This is a genomic window from Leptothoe sp. ISB3NOV94-8A (assembly GCF_043421595.1).
Classification (GTDB): Bacteria; Cyanobacteriota; Cyanobacteriia; order Phormidesmidales; family Phormidesmidaceae; genus Leptothoe; species Leptothoe turfae.
Window position 1 is genome coordinate 4,100,640 of sequence record NZ_JAXSQW010000001.1, and the last position, 16,151, is coordinate 4,116,790.

Sequence of the window (16,151 nt, forward strand, 5' to 3'; positions counted from 1 at the left end):
AGCTTTGATACCAAATGATGCTTCGTTTAGTGACTTAGTAACGGCAATTTTCTTTTATCTGGGCTTTCTTGCATCCTGATGAGGTGTTTCAGTCCTACGGGCGATGCTTGATTGAGAAACCAGAAACTCAGGCTTGCGCGCCAGACTTGCTCCTCTACAAGGGGAAAAATACTCTTACTAAATGGCAATCGGGTGAACCCAGGTGGTGTAGTACGACTCTTCATCGGCTGCCAGACTTGATCGGTGAAATTGGAGACACCACTCTTACGTCTAGATTTGGATAAACAGAAACAACTCTATGCCAGTTTAGGCATCCCCGAGTACTGGGTGATTGATGAAAAAGGAATACGCCTATTTGCGTTTGGTTTAACTGAATCAGGCAACTATCAATCAATTAAGATTTCGAAGGTATTAGACAGTTTACGCATTAAAATTGAATGTAATCTAAGTACGATAGTCTAATCATGAAGGCTTGAAGACTAACAGCGTATTTTTCTACTAAGTCCTTTAAATATTGTTCATCTGGACCGAGTAAATCTATACTTTTCAACTTAGATAAATCATTGTGTATAAATTTTGATGGCATAAGAAGCTCTGCAGCAAATAAGTTTGCTTCTTTTTCTTTCACATCAATGCCTTCACTCGACTTAGCATTCCTAAAATTGAGTTGAAATCCTTGACTTTCATTTTGCTTATCGATATGAATCACTTCACCCTCATGCAGTAGGAAGTGACCTAACTCGTGCGCTATCGTGAACCGACGTCTATTCTCATGATGTGCAGAGTTAATTCCTATAACAACTCTCTTAGTTTCTTGATCTCTCAATAAAAAACCCGACAAATCATCCTCTGCTGAATGCTCAACAACTAATATGCCAAGGCTTTCAGAAATCTCGAAAACATTCACAGGAGCTTCAAAATGGTTAGTTCTTCTCAGAATGTCTTCAGCAGTAGCTCTGATAAATTTCCTCCTAACCGATGCAGGCATAATTAGTCCCTCTTAATTTCATTCATAGCTTCTTGCACCCAATTCAACTCTTTCTGATTCAATTGCTCCTTTAAAACATCTTCAAGGCTACTTGCATATTGTATAGAAGGCATAAGTTCATCAGGAGAAATGCCCAAAACTTTGGCGATTTCTAAAAAAGTATGCAGAAACATCTTTTGTCTACCTTTTTCAATATTTGTGACAGAGGTTCGAGTAATTCCCAAAAGTGATGCCAAAGCTTCTTGAGTTAACTTACGCTCCTCACGCACTGCACGAATTTTCTTACCTAAGTCTAGATAAAACGCATCCTTATCTAAGGCAACCATTTTTACCAACCTTTACAAAACAATCTTTACAACACAGTGACTAGTTGGAAATACAAGTTTAGCAATTAATGTCATTCCCAGAAACGTTTCCAAGAATGACATACAAAAAATACAATAAAAATATTGACATTTTTTCGTACTTCGCATAACATTTGGGCGTTGTATTGATGAGGAAAAATATGGTCCTTCAAAAACCTGGCGAAAAGCCAACTAGCCCCGGAGAGTATCAAGAGCGTGGTAAACGTGGAGGTCATGTGTCCAAGCCACGACAAGTTACGATCGAACCTGGTGATCCTAAGCTGCCGCCAACTCAAGTACCTGGTAGAACCTGGGTGCGTATTGGCCCACCGAAAAAAACCTCCTAATCCTCAAGGATTAGGAGGTTTTTGACTTAGGGTGCTAGACAGTTGCAGCTGTCTGGCACCTACTTACACTTCAATTAAGGAGTTCAAGTATGAACCATTTACATTACACAGTCAATGCTGGACCTAGTGACTGTATCCGTGTCGAACTTAATAAGCAAGCAAATGTCAAATTGATGGATAACATCAACTATCAACGATACTGTTCTGGTAGTCGCTACTCCTTTCAAGGAGGGCTCGCGAAAGCTTCTCCTATATGGCTCACTCCACCAAGTCATAAAAACTGGCATGTGGTAATTGATCTAGATGGATACTCCGGCTCAGTGAAAGCTAGCGTAAGTATTACTTAGTTGTTCTCAATTTTCTTAAGGCAAGAGGGTAATCTCTTACCTTAAGAAAGTTTGTCCAGCCCAAACACTGATATTTACGTCTTGCTATCAAAAGCAATGTCTCTGGCAAGTCCAACAGCTTTCAGAGGCATTCGTCATGACTCATTGTTTGCCTGATTTAGCAAATACTTCTCATAGCTTTTATTATCCACCTGTTTCTGTGGTACCGACTTAGTCCAACCATAGCGAGCCGTTGCCCGCAGGCAAAACTTCCGCTCTAAGTCATCCTTACAGCGACTAAAAATCACCAAGTTTTTTGTCCAGCTAATTTCTGCAACCAGCGGTTGCAGATTTGGCCGCTCGGCATAGGAATTATAAAACTCCCTTATATTCCAAAGGTTTCGGGCCGAAAATCCATTACGTCCTGGAAAATCAGTCTGCAAATCCTGCGCTAGCGTTTCCACCACCGACTTGCCCCAACCCAAAGCCTGCTGCTTTTGATGGATCAGTTCCCCAATTTCCCAGTACAGTTCCACCAGCTCACGATTCACACTACGTAACGCCTGTAGCTCCTCTCACGAGATTCGCTGCTTCACCTCATATTAAAAAGCTACCATAGCCCTGGGGCGTCATCTCACTCACAACAGTGCCCCAATCCCTGTCAAAATCTTCGCCATCTCCACATCCAAAATCTTCTTAAACGTCTGCTCAAACATCTAAGTAGGTTGACCTAATCATTTATAAAACAGAAGATTAGACGATTGGCCTCCTCGTAAAAGCCCCCAAACACCAATGCTGGGGGCTTTAAGTTAAGTCTCTCCAGTATTGGGGGACGGAAGGGGGCCTCGGCATCTGACGCATAATGGGGATAACCTACCTATAGCTAGAAAACAACGCTGATCACCAGCAACTCAGTATACGCAATTTCGCTATCGATTGCCCCAAAGAAATCTTAAAGCTGTGCCCAGGCAGGCCCTACACATTAGCCAAATGTCGATGTACAAACTGCACACAAATCGACCCTTCACCCACACCAGACGCCACCCGCTTCACCGACCCATGACGCACATCCCCCACCGCAAAAATCCCTGGAACATTCGTCTCCAACAAAAATCGATCGCGCTCTAACGGCCAGAGCGCACCATTGGGAATATCCGCCCCACTATAAATAAAGCCACGCTCATCCCGCTGTACCACATCATCAAGCCAGCCTGTGCTCGGTGTTGCCCCAATAAAGATAAACAGCGAATTGGTCTTAAACGTTTTCACCTCTCCTGTTTGAGAATCTTTCACCAAAATCCCTTCTAGTCGATCACCCCCCTTAGCCTCCACCACACTGTGAAACGGCATCACTTCAATATTGTCAGTCCCTGCAATCTGGTCAATCAAATACTGCGACATGCTTTTTGTCAGCGACTCACCCCGCACTAACATCCGTACCTTGCGGGCATACTTCGAGAAATACATGGCCGCCTGCCCTGCTGAGTTGGCACCGCCCACCACATACACATCCTCATCCTTGCAGGCAGCCGCCTCTGTTTGGGCCGCACCGTAGTAAACACCTGCCCCCGTAAACTGCTCCACACCAGGCACCGATAGCCGACGCCATGACACACCCATGGCTAAGATCAGAGCATGGCAACTAATCTCACTACCATCTGATAGGGTCACAATCCGATAATTGTCTTCCAACCGAATCCCCGTTACTTCCTGAGGCGTTAAAATCTCCACCCCAAAACGTTTTGCCTGGGTGACTGCGCGTCGAGCTAAATCGCTTCCACTAAGTCCCACCGGAAAGCCTAAATAGTTTTCAATCCGAGAGCTTGTCCCCGCCTGTCCGCCAGGAGCTTCTCGCTCAATCATCACGGTCCGCAGCCCTTCTGAAGCACCGTACACTGCAGCAGCTAACCCTGCCGGACCACCACCGACGATCACCAAGTCATAAAATGGATTCGCCGCTTCAGTCTGCATCCCCACCTGCTGCGCCAGGTCAGCCGTACTAGGCTTTACCAGTTTCTCACCACTGGGCAGCAGCACCAGCGGCAAGCAGGGGTTATCCTTCTCGCCGGCATAGGTCACTAGCTGCCGCGCTTCTTGGTTCGACTCAATATCTAGCCAACGATAGGGCACTTGATTCCGCGAGAGAAAATCCCGCAGCGCATGGGAATCTGGTGACCAGCGATCGCTAATTACCTTTACCCCTTGAAATACTGGCTTAAATGTTGCCTGCCAATCGTGCAGCAGATCATCTAATACTGGGTAAAGTTTTTCTTCTGGCGGGTCCCAAGGCTTTAGTAGATAATAATCTAGTTGGGCCATATTGATGGCATCGATAGCTGCATTCGTGTCAGCATATGCCGTCAATAATGCTCGCTTAGCAGCAGGAAAGATGTCGGAACCTTGATTCAAAAACTCGACACCGCTCATGCCCGGCATACGCTGATCTGCCAAAAATAACGCCACAGTATTGCCACGCAACTTTAACTGCTGGGCAGCTTCTAGGGCTGTTGCACCTGAGTCGGCCCGTACAATGCGAAAGCGATCCCCATATTGTTTGCGCAGATCGCGGGCAATGGTCTGTAGCACAGCAGGATCATCATCAATGGTCAGAATGACAGGCTTATCCATGGGGCAAAGAAGGCTAACTTATTTCTCGCATTCTTACAAATTCTAAGCCCTGTTGACATGAGAATTGCCAATGGCATGGGCTCAAGATTTTCATTTTGATGGAGGTTTTGCGCCTAAAATCATTAGAACAGCCGGTATATCCTTAAAAAGCTAAGCCTTACAATGTCTCAGTTATATTTATGCTTGAGTCGATAATTCGCAAAAATTTTGACCAGGCAGCAACGCACTATGATCTTATTGTCTTGTCTAAACTTGTCTTTTTATACTTTGCAACCAGGCTTCTATGAATACGGCTAAACAATTTGAAGAGCAAGGTCATGTTATTCTGCCTAGATTCTTTAACCCGGAGGAGATTGATCAACTTACTCGTATCATTGACCGCATCTACAATCAGTGGCAGGAAGAAAATCATGATGCCCTGATTGAGCAGAAACTCATCAATATGCACTCGCTGACTAACCCTAGATATTTTCAAGGTTGCAGTCATAAACGAACTGAGTTCTTCGAACTACTCTTACCAAGTAAACTCACGAATAGATTAGAGAGTATCTTCAAGACAGATATTTATTTTCACAATACACAACTCTTTTTTAACCCCCACGACAAAGAAAAACAGCCTTACTGGCATCGTGATCTGCAATACAGCCCCATTGATGATAATGTGCAAGCCGCTGAACATAACAATATGCTTAGTCTCCATGTGAGAATTCCCCTTGTTGCAGAAAAAGGAGTAGAGCTCATACCTGAAACCCACAAACGTTGGGACACTGAACTAGAAAGAAACGTACGCTTCGAGCAAAATGGCCATAGAAATTATGAATCCCTGCCTGGCTCTGTCTTAATTGAACTTGAACCAGGGGATGTACTGATTTTTAGCGCTCAAATAATTCATCGAGGCAACTATGCTCTAAATCCTACCCGCAAAGCGCTAGACCTTTGTGTAGGCAAACCTCACCCTTTAGTCGAAAGTTTTCTAGACCCGACAGGTCTACCAACTGACGAAGAAATCAAACATATCCAGAACAGTAATTGGTATGATCTGGCACGAAACATTGTACCCTCCCACAACTGGCAATAGATTCGGAGTGACACCCTGTGAGGCCAGCAGTTGTTGATAACGTTTAGGTGTAACTCCCAAGGTTTTTTGGAAAACAGTAGTATCTACAAATCTTCTCAGCACCGATCTATGACCCACTTTCCCAAACAGCTACGTGCTTTACCTAAATTCGATGGCCCATTTGATGCCTATAAACTCATGGCCCAAAACTGCGATGTTCTCTTTGCCACCTATCCCGCTGGAACAGAAATCTCACCCCACCATTACAATACCGACAATGTTGGCGTCATTACCCAAGGCGAACTTATTCTGATTATAAATGGTAAAGAGAGTCATTATCAGCCAGGTGATTGGTATCACGTTCCCGCCCAAGCAGTCCATGCGGCAAGGTTCGAACAAGAAACCTCAGAAATTGAATTCTGGTTCAGAGCAGATTAGATAGAGAATTTTCAGTAAAGACACATTCAGTTATCCACCACTCTTAAATCCCCAAACATTGGAGGGCTTTCAGGTTTGCCTAAGGATTAGGCAAACAAAAAGAATTACGTTATGAGAGTCTGGTCAATCGCTGCAAATATCGGAGGGCATCCACAAGGGAGTGCCCCTATGAGGTGATCCAAATTAATTAATCCAACTCACATCTTGCACCTGGCGTGGTGGCGATAACCCACCGTGGACTCAAAGTCGCACGGCTAATTGGATCAAAACCCTCTAAAGGGGTTAAAGAATCGCTGAAAGCCTATATTTAGGGCATCATAGCCAACGTTGTCGCTTTAGCAGACAGCCCTCAATTAGCGTTGGGTTTTGAACCCAACGTGGGTTTTAGCCTCACAATCGACTTAGTGCAAGATCTCAGTACAACCTCCAATCACCACCTACTCTACACTGAGCAAAACCCCTTGCCCCTCTATGAACCAAAAACTCACCCAAGGCCCCGTCGGCAAACAACTCATTACCCTCACTATCCCCATGGTCTGGGGCGTCTTCGCCATCATCGCCTTTAACCTTGTCGACACCTACTTCGTCGGCCAACTCGGCACCGCTCAGCTGGCTGCCATGAGCTTCACCTTCCCCGTTGTCATGACCTTCGGCAGTCTCGCCATGGGCCTTGGTGTTGGTGCATCTTCCGTCATCGCTCGTGCCATTGGCGAAGGCGACATGAGTCGAGTCCAACGCTTCACTACCAATAGCCTTACCCTTGCCGTCACTGCCGTCATCCTCTTCGTCAGTCTGGGTCTATTCACCATCAACCCACTTTTCAAAGCCCTTGGTGCAGGTCCTGATGTTCTCCCCTACATCCGTGACTACATGCGCATCTGGTACTTTGGCATGGTCTTCCTGGTTGTACCTATGGTTGGTAACAGCGCTATCCGTGCCGCAGGCAACACCCTGACGCCGAGTATCATCATGACCCTGTCCGCCGCCGTCAACATCATTCTCGACCCGCTATTAATCACGGGTGCCCTCGGCTTCCCCCGCCTCGAAATCCAAGGCGCAGCCCTCGCCACGGTTATTGCCCGTGCCACCACCTTAGTCGCCGCCTTGCTCGTTCTTCGCTTTAAAGAGAATCTTCTCTCTACCCAATTCCCAGATATCAACGAAACTCTCTGGTGCTGGAAAGACATTCTCACAGTCGGTCTCCCAGCGGCAGCTTCCAGTATGATCAGCCCCATCTCCATCGGAGTGATTACCAGTTTTCTCGCCATCCACGGACCTGCAGCTGTTGCCGGATTTGGTGTGGCCTCAAGACTGGAAGCCTTTGCCCTCATTACCGTTATGGCCCTATCCGCCAGCATGGGACCTTTTGTTGGTCAAAATTGGGGAGCACAAGAGTTTGGCCGAGTCCGCCTTGCCCTGCGCCAAAGCTTTTTATTCTGCATGGGCTGGGGATTATTTATGGCCATAGGGCTAGGACTGGGCGGACGCTTTCTTTCGGGCTTATTTAATCAAGATCCCAATGTAATTGCCGTGGCCACCCAGTATCTATGGCTAGTGCCCATCAGCTATGGCACTGCAGGCATTATTCAGGTTAGCAGTTCTGCGTTTAACGCCATGGGTAAACCGGTGCCATCCATTATTATGACCATTACTCGGATGTTTGTGCTGTATATTCCATTGGCCTACCTAGGTAGCCGTATCGCTGGACCCATAGGAATTTTTGTTGCTGCGCTGGTGTCCAATTTAGCCGTGGGAATAGGAGCCTATTGCTGGAATCGTAAGATGTGCTTTAAACCAGCAACGATTCAGGCCACACCTCAAGAAGCTTTGAATCAGTAGTGCAAAAGCTCAAAAATTAAACCTTCATAGGCAATCCGTCCCAAAGGCGATCTGGAAGCTGAGCTATAGCTCGCTGAAATGGTTTGGGGTCATCTAAACCACGAGACAAAATCAATGATCCTTGGATGGTCATTACAGCATCTTCGCCTCGCTGCTGGGCCAGGTCTGGATCTAAGCCAGCTTCGATTAAGACTGATGCGATCGCATCCACCAACGTCTGCAAGCGATCCTTAATCGCTTCATGAAACATATCCCGCGATGCCCCCAGCGTCAGCGATGCCAGCAAACAAGGCTGTTCACCGGCCTCATATAAGGCAGAGATGCGATCGCACATCCCCCTTAACCGCTCCAACGGCTCGCCATCCCCTTGCAGCGGGGCCACAATATTGTCCGCCATCCATCTACCCGAATAGGCCAACGTCTCCCGTACCATCTCCGCTTTCCCACCTGGAAAATGATGATACAAACTCGCCTTACCGAGACCCGTCGCCTCAGCAATGTTCGCCAAACTCACCCCGTCATAACCATGACGACGAAATAACCGAAATAGCACTGGCAAATAGGGTTCACGCGCCACAAACAACCACCAAACTTACAGTCTTGAGCCTTCCCAAAAGGGATCAACCTTACGGCCACCTTTAAAAGAGAATCATCTTTATTGACATTGTACCGTTCGTTCGGTATAAATTAACCAGACCGATCGTTCGGTTCAATATTAAATCATTTAAGGTCTCAACCCATGCCAAAACTTTATGGTCATCCCATGTCCGGCAACAGCTACAAAGTCAAACTGTTCTTGAACCTCCTAGGGATAGACCACGATTGGGTCACCGTAGACCTGCTAAAAGGTGAACATAAACAGCCAGAATTCTTAAAACTCAACCCCTTTGGCCAGGTACCTGTACTCACCGATGGCGACGTTGTTCTAGCTGATGCCCAAGGTTCACTGGTTTATTTAGCCCGTAAATATGACAACAATGGGGCATGGCTACCAACGGAACCATTGGCCATGGCCGAAGTGATTCGCTGGCTCTCCATTACGACGGGGGAAGTACGCCAAGGTCCAGAGTCAGCGCGTCTATACCATTTGTTTGGTGCTAAAACCATTAACATTGAGCGCGCAACCGAAAAAGCAACATTTATTCTCAACCAGCTCGATCAGCATCTGAGCGACCATAATTGGTTGGTTGGTAGTACGCCTACTATTGCTGATGTTGCCGTCTTTCCCTATGTTGCCCTTTCGCCCGATGGCAAAATTGACCTCTCGCCCTATCCCCATGTGTTGTCCTGGATTAAACGAGTCAAACAGCTCCCTGGTTTCGTAGGCATGCGAGGAATCGAAACTCTTGCAGTGACTGCCTAGTGAAAAACAAATCTTATAGGGACGTTGCATGTAACATCCCTACAAGATTCGTGAAACCCTAAATATTCTCAAATCTTTCCCCCCTAAACCCATGCCCAGCAAATTCGCCGACATTGCCTTCACCCCTGCCGTCAAAGCCGCCCAAACCCAGCGAGGTTCTCGAAAAACCTACGAACGCTACACCGCCAAAGCCCCGCCAAATGACACAATCACGCCGGAGTTGGCTGAGTTTATCACTCAGATGGATGGTGGCTATCTAGGCACCATCGGTTCTAACGGCTATCCCTATATACAATTTCGCGGGGGACCACCTGGCTTTCTCAAAGTACTAGACAATAAGACCATTGGCTTCGCTGATTTCTCCGGCAATGTGCAGTACATCACGGTGGGTAATCTGTCTGAAAACGATAAATCTTTTCTCTTTTTGATGGACTATCGACATCGCCGTCGGTTCAAACTGTGGGGTCGTGCCCACTATGTCGAAAATGATCCTGAATTAATTGAACAACTCCACATGCCAGGGTACCCAGCGAAGATCGAACGTGCAGTCTTATTCACCCTTGAAGCATTTAGCCAGAATTGCCCTCAACATATTCCCGTACGCTATTCTGAGCAAGACCTTCAGGAGGCAATTGAGGCAGCTACAGCGCCCCTACAGGCAAAAATTATCGCGTTAGAAAATCGTCTTCAAGGTTAATCTCTCTTCTCGTGTAGGGACGTTCCATGGCACATCCCTACACGAGATAATTTTTCATTCAATAATTCCTAACTCTTTAGCCTAAAAACTGTTCGACCATTCCCATGATCACAACGCCAGTCAACAACCCAACCGAACCGCTGCTTTTTAGGGTCTTCAAGTTTAACTCAGGCAATAGCTCATGGAATACAACAAACAGCATGGAACCTGCCGCTAATGCCATGCCCATGGGGGCGATCGCACGCCCCCCATCGACCAGTGTTACTCCCAACCATCCTCCTAAGGGTTCTAACCAGCCAGATAGGGTAGCAAACAGCAGCGATAAACCGATGCCATAGCCTAACTGACGCAAAGCTAGCGCTACCATCAAGCCTTCAGGCAAATTTTGCACAGCCACACCAATGGCAATGCCCGCATCATGGGTAGACGCTGCCCCCAAACCCACTGCCAAGCCCTCTGGAAAATGGTGTAGAGCAATAGCCAACACAAACAGCCACAGGTGTCGCCCATGGCCTGGCTGTGTCAGCTCTGGCTGAGGCAATACACGGTCTAAACCATAGAAAATCGCAACACCAATAATGACGGCAGCCACAATTTCTCCTGTGCCTGTGCCATAGCCAGCCGACTGCCCCGCCAACTGCACAGCCGGTATCAATAACGAGAATGCTGCCGCTGAGAGCATCACCCCACTCCCCATACTCAGCAACAGGGTCTGCCAACGATCACTTAACTGAGACGTAAACAGTATGGGTACCGCACCCACACCTGTGCCAAAACTGGCTAACACACTAGATGTAACCCCGTCAGACATCACATCCGACGCGACACTAGACCAGGATTGAGAGAGCTGTTCCATAGAAAACCTCCGACAGAAAATCTCCGACTCAGGACTCCATACTAACTCAAACTCATTATGAGTACGGGTGAGTTAAATCACACAAGCACCGATCTTTAAAGATGTGCAGTTCTATACGACAAAGATCTAAGTGTTTTCAGGGATATTACGGTTCTTAGAAACGACACATCATGTGGAAACTTTACGCAAAATGGTGTCTATCTCCGTGAAAAAACCCAAGGATTCATCGAGATATCTCGCTTAATTTAGTAATGTACTGAGTAACATTTACTACCCATGAATACAAGTTCGGTTGCATCCCATGTAGTCATTCGTCTACCCAGTCGTGTGGATAGTTTTATCTCACCGTTTTTTGAGCAAGATTTGAAACAGAAGCTTCAGCCTGGCGTCACCATCATCATCGACATGGCAAAGACTAAGTTTCTCGAACCTGCGGCAGCATCTGTATTTTGGGCAGGAATTATACAATCTCGCAAAGAAGGAGCCAAAATTATTGCTAGGGACATGAATGAGCAGGTCAAGCTTGTTTTAGAACGATCCGGCCTACTGCACCATTTACAGGAATTGTAAATGGCAGCTAAATGCCAAACGATAGAACAATACGCCTTGATCGTCCATGCCCGCACTGACGATGCCCTAACTTAATTATCGGCTTTGACGCTACACTGTGACGCCGCGATATTATAGTTAGTCGGAAAGAGTTGGTGCTGCGGTTGCGGGCTAAGGACTTAGCAAAGCCCTTAGCTTGAGGAAAGTCCGGGCTCCTGAAAGGTCAGGCTTGCTGGGTAATTCCCAGTGCGGGTGACCGTGAGGATAGTGCCACAGAAACATACCGCCAATGGAAAGGCGGAAGGCGGAAGGCGGAAGGCGGAATTTAAATTCATCCTTCATTCTTCATCCTTCATCCTTTTACAGGTAAGGGTGCAAAGGTGCGGTAAGAGCGCACCAGCAGCATCGAGAGGTGCTGGCTCGGTAAACCCCGGCTAGGAGCAAGGTCGCAGGGGTCATGGTTGACCTTTTTCCAGCCCCGCTTTTGGTGTACCGCTAGAGGCAACTGGTAACAGTCGTCCCAGATAGATAACCGCCCGTTGATGTTCGCATCAGCGAGAACAGAACCCGGCTTACGGCTGACTCTTTCCATTTTTTTGAGCATAGGAGGGTGGGGCAAGTCCACCAAATAACAGTGAATGCTAAGTGGCCACAGGGCAGTAGACAGCAATCAGTCAGCAATCAAGGATGATCCACGACGACAACAAGAGTTATCACAATTTGTAGCAAAGTTAGGGGTAACGGATCCTACGGCAGTGCGTTGGGACCTGCTGCATCAGGCCCTGATAGATATTTCTCGCTCAGCAGATCAAAATAATGAAGTGCTGGAGTTTCTAGGTGATGCAGCCCTAAGGCTAGCTGCCGCAGAATTTTTGCAAGCAACCTACCCCCACATGTCGGTGGGAGAAATGGCAGCAGTGCGATCGCAACTTGTCAGCGACCGCACGTTGGCAGTTTTGGCCAGAGACTACAACTTTGGGCGCTACCTACATATATCGTCTAGTGCCGCTGGGGACCAGGCCGGCAGAAGTTCACGGCTGGCAGACGCATTTGAAGCTGTCTTGGGCGCACTCTACCTGAGCACCCAAGATCTCAGCCTGATTCATCCCTGGCTTGATCGTCAGTTTGAGCGGCTTACCCAAACCATCAAAAACGACCCAGCCCGCCACAACTATAAAGCAGCCCTCCAAGAACTCACCCAGGCCCACAGTAAACAGCTGCCAGCATATACTGTCGAAGAAATTAGCCAGCGCCACGGCGATCCGGAGCGGTTTTATGCCCAGGTCCAGTATCAGGGCAAACTCTGGGGAGATGGCAAAGGTCCCTCCATTAAACAGGCAGAACAACGCGCCGCGCAGCAAGCCTATCAACAATTGGAACCCTTGATTACCGTTAACTCAAATAGCTAGTAACCCTGACTGCCACAATGGGCAAAATGGGCAGCGGACCGCTCAGCGAGGTATAGGGCAATGGATCCAGAAACAAGGCAAATCAAGCTGGCACTGATGGGAGTGGGGCGGTGGGGCACCCATCTACTGCGCAACTGTCTGGCTCATCCCCAACTTCAGGTGAGGGCGGTCGTCGATCCGTCTTCAGAACGGTTGACGACCATAGCCCAAACGTTTCACCTAGATGCCTCAGTGGCACTACTCAGGAGTTGGGAAGCGGCCTTAAACATTGACGGTTTAGAAGCTGTTGCGATCGCCACCCCCGCCACCACCCACGAGGCTATTGTCACCGCTGCCCTCAAACGTCAGCTGCATGTGCTGTGTGAAAAACCCTTGACGCTGACTGCCAATACATCTAAGGCACTTTGCCAATTAGCCCGTCAGCAAAATCGGCAGCTATTTATTGACCACACCTATCTCTTCCATCCGGCTGTTATGGTGGCCAATGCCAATCTAAACCGTCTAGGCACTCCACGCTACGGCTATGCCGCCCGCACTAACCTGGGTCCCGTACGTCACGATGTTGATGCCCTCTGGGATCTAGCGATCCACGACATTGCTATTTTTAACCATTGGCTGGGGGATTTTCCCACACATGTGCAGGCCCAAGGTCTGAACTGGCTAAAGCGTTCAAACCAAGTGCAGCTAGCCGATGTGGTGTGGTGTCGTTTGAAATATGCCAGTGGGTTTGAAGCAACGGTACATCTATGCTGGGCCAATCCCCACAAGCAACGACAGTTGACTATGGTTTGCGATCGCGGCAGCCTCATCTTTGACGAAATGCGACCTGAATCGCCCCTCACACTACAGCTAGGGCAGCTAGAAGCCGACACATTTAGTCCCATAGGCTTAAGTACAGAGTCCATCGACATTCCTAAGCAGGAGCCATTGGCCACGATGTGCGAGCATTTTGTCCAAAGCGTGCTCACCAATCAGTCATCATCCATATCTTCGGGCATCGTTGGCACTGATCTAGTCGCCATCCTAGAAGCCTTATCCAAATCCCTAAATCAAGCAGGCGCATGGATTTCTACACAGTAAAAGCAAGACAGTAAAAACAAGAGTCGTTTTGCGTTCTCAGATCTTTATTTTGAGTTGAGTTTATACCCGTTAACTCAAAACTAAACACTCCAAACTTACCCCTCTGTCTTCTGCCCCACCAGCACCTGCTCAGCAGCTTCCGTCTTATCCTTTTCAGGAGTCTCGGGTTCATCGGCTTCACCCTGGTTAGCCAAGAGCGGTAGGCTCACGGTAACTGCCGTACCTTGAGCCACCCCCTCACTGTAGAGGCTAATGCTGCCCCCCATCAGTTTCATAAAGTTCTTCGAAATCGCCAGGCCTAACCCCGTCCCCTCATAGCTGCGGGTGTGACTACCGTCCACCATTACAAAAGGATGGAAAAGCTTTTGCTGATCCTTGGGATCAATGCCAATTCCAGTATCCTGAATAGTCACGCTCACGCGAGGTGCGGGCACTGGTGCAGAATCGTCATCTGGAGCATCAACCGATTGCACTATCTCAATCTTGGCCGTAATACTGCCACTGTGGGTAAATTTAACGGCGTTGTAAACGATATTCAGGAACACCTGCTTGAGCTTATCGCCATCCCCCTTCACCCAGATGGGGTCTGACTTCTCAGGACGATTCAGGGTCAAGCCCTTTTGCTGAATCTGTAGAACCTGCATATCCAGAACATCTTGAACGATGCCCCCCAAGTCCAGAGTATCTAGATCAAGACTGACGGTGCCCGATTCAATTTTGGCAATGTCCAAAATGTCGTTGATAATTTTCAGCAAATGAATGGCTGCATTATCCGCCCGTTCTAGAAATTCCAGTTCCTCTTCGCGATCATCACAGGAGCCATCGCGCACCAGACGGACACAGCCAATAATGGCATTCAGTGGTGTGCGCAATTCATGGGATGTATTCGCCAAAAACTCATTCTTAAGCTGATTGGCCATCTGGGCGTTTTCCCAAGCCTGGCGTAACTCCTGGGCTCCTCCTTCCAGACGACGCAGCATGCGTTCTAGAACTTGCCCCAAATAATCAAGTTCCCAAATACTTCGGTTCTTGGGCGCAGCCTTGACCTCAGAGGAAAGGTCCTGAACTTGCTGAGTATAGTGAATCAATCGCTCCACCGGCAATGACAGACTACGGGCCACATAAAGCGCTAACAGAGCATTGGCAGCTAGCAATCCCAGGGTCAGCAAAAATAGAATCATCCGGATTTCCCACAGCGCGTGGAGGGCTTGATCAAGCGGCGTTACCGCTAACACATTCCACGTCTGAATCTGACCGGTAGACACCGGCAGTTTGGCACCGCTGTAACCCGCTAGCCACTCGTCACCACTTTCCAGCAAACTAAACAGGTGCAGGGTGTCCGAATTCCCTACGCGAATACTGCTCATGATGCTAACAAACCGATCAGCACCATGGAGGTCATCGACCGATAGACCGACTAGGTTTGGATTGGGGTGGGTAACGACAATGCCATTGGGATCGATAATGACCGTTTTACCTACCAGAGAACGGGGATTGGTGTCTTCTAGCTGCGTAAATCCAAACTGAGCTGATAGGGTATAGCGCAGCTGCCCTTCGGGGCTATAAATAGGTGTGGCGACAATCAAATCAAGCAGGGAAGAGTGCATCCCTTGCTCTTCATTTTCCACTTCAAGGACAGTTTCTGAAACCGTCCGATTAGGGCTATCAAGGTCCACTAAATAGAAGTCTGACTTTCCCGTGGATTCCTGTTGCCAAGGCAGCTGTAACGGTGTGGGCAAGAGGGAAGACTCACAGGTACTTAACACGACATTACCGGTGCCAGCATCAGTCAGCTCTAAGCACCCAACCGTGTGGGAAGCTATTTCGGTATACTGCCTCAGGGCTCTAGAGACTTCAGGGGTCTCTCCAGTTCTCAAAGCTTGGCTATCAGCGAGCAACATCAGCTCTGATTCTACTGCTCGTATGCTGTCCCTAAGACCACTTGCCTTGTTAATAGCACTGCTGGTCAAGTTTTGGCGGGCCGTGTCCAATAGGCTTGAACGCGCCTTACGCAAGGTAATCGCCTGACCAATGAGTAGCACAGGCGTACTCAATAGCAAGATACGCAGTATCAGTAACCGGCGAAATGAAAGAGGACGCTTAGCCATAAACCGCTAACAACTTATAGGATCGTCGCTGACTTCAACAAGGAAACGTAGATAAGACATGGAGTCAAATTCGTAGATAACAACAAAAGAAAACGCTTGCCATCTTGGTCTGCCGCAGTCTA

At 48.0% G+C, this 16,151-nt stretch carries 17 protein-coding genes, 1 other RNA gene and 1 pseudogene; 12 read left to right on the plus strand and 7 right to left on the minus strand.

Annotation, left to right across the window (positions count from 1 at the left end):
• Positions 1-10: 10 nt before the first annotated feature.
• Positions 11-435 (plus strand): annotated as a pseudogene (locus SPB21_RS17230) (Uma2 family endonuclease); the annotation flags it as partial.
• Here SPB21_RS17230 and SPB21_RS17235 read toward each other — a convergent pair.
• Positions 428-988: an ImmA/IrrE family metallo-endopeptidase gene (locus SPB21_RS17235; protein WP_499867262.1), complete on the minus strand. Its 561-nt coding sequence runs from the start codon at positions 986-988 to the stop codon at positions 428-430. The pseudogene SPB21_RS17230 and the gene SPB21_RS17235 sit on opposite strands and share 8 nt — an antisense overlap.
• A gap of 2 nt (positions 989-990) precedes the next feature.
• Complete coding sequence (locus tag SPB21_RS17240) at positions 991-1,314, minus strand: helix-turn-helix domain-containing protein (RefSeq protein ID WP_499867263.1); 324 nt, start codon at positions 1,312-1,314, stop codon at positions 991-993.
• A 179-nt stretch (positions 1,315-1,493) separates the two neighbouring features.
• Between SPB21_RS17240 and SPB21_RS17245 the strand changes: the two genes are divergently transcribed.
• On the plus strand, positions 1,494-1,679 hold the full coding sequence (locus SPB21_RS17245; protein WP_499867264.1) for a YjzC family protein: 186 nt from the start codon (positions 1,494-1,496) through the stop codon (positions 1,677-1,679).
• 89 nt (positions 1,680-1,768) lie between these two features.
• Entirely contained in the window at positions 1,769-2,026 is a 258-nt protein-coding gene (locus tag SPB21_RS17250) for a DUF1883 domain-containing protein (protein ID WP_499867265.1), read from the plus strand.
• Between the two features lie 134 nt (positions 2,027-2,160).
• On the opposite strand, the gene SPB21_RS17255 is transcribed toward SPB21_RS17250, so the two are convergent.
• Together SPB21_RS17255 and SPB21_RS17260 are read right to left on the minus strand one after the other, a co-directional pair.
• Entirely contained in the window at positions 2,161-2,556 is a 396-nt protein-coding gene (locus SPB21_RS17255; RefSeq protein WP_499867267.1) for a DUF1016 N-terminal domain-containing protein, read from the minus strand.
• Between the two features lie 424 nt (positions 2,557-2,980).
• Positions 2,981-4,633 (minus strand): FAD-dependent oxidoreductase, encoded by a 1,653-nt coding sequence (locus SPB21_RS17260; RefSeq protein ID WP_499867268.1) that lies wholly within the window; start codon positions 4,631-4,633, stop codon positions 2,981-2,983.
• 283 nt (positions 4,634-4,916) lie between these two features.
• Between SPB21_RS17260 and SPB21_RS17265 the strand changes: the two genes are divergently transcribed.
• The 3 genes from SPB21_RS17265 to SPB21_RS17275 all read left to right on the plus strand — a co-directional run bounded on the left by SPB21_RS17265 (position 4,917) and on the right by SPB21_RS17275 (position 7,967).
• Entirely contained in the window at positions 4,917-5,711 is a 795-nt protein-coding gene (locus SPB21_RS17265) for a phytanoyl-CoA dioxygenase family protein (RefSeq protein WP_499867269.1), read from the plus strand.
• 108 nt (positions 5,712-5,819) lie between these two features.
• Complete coding sequence (locus SPB21_RS17270; RefSeq protein ID WP_499867270.1) at positions 5,820-6,128, plus strand: cupin domain-containing protein; 309 nt, start codon at positions 5,820-5,822, stop codon at positions 6,126-6,128.
• A 471-nt stretch (positions 6,129-6,599) separates the two neighbouring features.
• Positions 6,600-7,967: an MATE family efflux transporter gene (locus tag SPB21_RS17275; RefSeq protein WP_499867271.1), complete on the plus strand. Its 1,368-nt coding sequence runs from the start codon at positions 6,600-6,602 to the stop codon at positions 7,965-7,967.
• Positions 7,968-7,983: 16 nt separating this feature from the next.
• Here SPB21_RS17275 and SPB21_RS17280 read toward each other — a convergent pair whose 3' ends face one another.
• A complete protein-coding gene (locus tag SPB21_RS17280) occupies positions 7,984-8,544 on the minus strand; it encodes a TetR family transcriptional regulator (RefSeq protein ID WP_163669411.1) in 561 nt (186 codons plus the stop codon).
• A 162-nt stretch (positions 8,545-8,706) separates the two neighbouring features.
• On the opposite strand from SPB21_RS17280, the gene SPB21_RS17285 reads away from it, so the two are divergent.
• Complete coding sequence (locus SPB21_RS17285) at positions 8,707-9,330, plus strand: glutathione S-transferase family protein (protein WP_499867272.1); 624 nt, start codon at positions 8,707-8,709, stop codon at positions 9,328-9,330.
• 91 nt (positions 9,331-9,421) lie between these two features.
• Complete coding sequence (locus tag SPB21_RS17290; RefSeq protein WP_163669406.1) at positions 9,422-10,027, plus strand: pyridoxamine 5'-phosphate oxidase family protein; 606 nt, start codon at positions 9,422-9,424, stop codon at positions 10,025-10,027.
• Between the two features lie 76 nt (positions 10,028-10,103).
• Here the strand turns inward: SPB21_RS17290 and SPB21_RS17295 are convergent, their stop codons facing one another.
• The gene (locus SPB21_RS17295) at positions 10,104-10,883 is read right to left on the minus strand and encodes a ZIP family metal transporter (RefSeq protein WP_163669404.1); all 780 of its coding nucleotides are present in this window, start codon (positions 10,881-10,883) and stop codon (positions 10,104-10,106) included.
• A 276-nt stretch (positions 10,884-11,159) separates the two neighbouring features.
• Here SPB21_RS17295 and SPB21_RS17300 point away from each other — a divergent pair, with 276 nt between their 5' ends.
• The 4 genes from SPB21_RS17300 to SPB21_RS17315 all read left to right on the plus strand — a co-directional run bounded on the left by SPB21_RS17300 (position 11,160) and on the right by SPB21_RS17315 (position 13,921).
• Positions 11,160-11,453 carry an STAS domain-containing protein gene (locus SPB21_RS17300; RefSeq protein ID WP_036018518.1) on the plus strand — a complete coding sequence of 98 codons (294 nt, stop codon included), beginning with the start codon at positions 11,160-11,162 and terminating at the stop codon, positions 11,451-11,453.
• A 126-nt stretch (positions 11,454-11,579) separates the two neighbouring features.
• Positions 11,580-12,023: RNase P RNA component class A (gene rnpB, locus SPB21_RS17305), an RNA gene on the plus strand.
• Positions 12,024-12,070: 47 nt separating this feature from the next.
• On the plus strand, positions 12,071-12,841 hold the full coding sequence (gene rnc / locus SPB21_RS17310) for a ribonuclease III (RefSeq protein WP_163669403.1): 771 nt from the start codon (positions 12,071-12,073) through the stop codon (positions 12,839-12,841).
• Positions 12,842-12,901: 60 nt separating this feature from the next.
• Positions 12,902-13,921: a Gfo/Idh/MocA family protein gene (locus tag SPB21_RS17315; protein WP_499867274.1), complete on the plus strand. Its 1,020-nt coding sequence runs from the start codon at positions 12,902-12,904 to the stop codon at positions 13,919-13,921.
• 95 nt (positions 13,922-14,016) lie between these two features.
• On the opposite strand, the gene SPB21_RS17320 is transcribed toward SPB21_RS17315, so the two are convergent.
• Positions 14,017-16,029, minus strand: coding sequence for a sensor histidine kinase (locus SPB21_RS17320; RefSeq protein ID WP_163669401.1), 2,013 nt, complete (start codon positions 16,027-16,029; stop codon positions 14,017-14,019).
• Positions 16,030-16,151 lie beyond the last annotated feature (122 nt).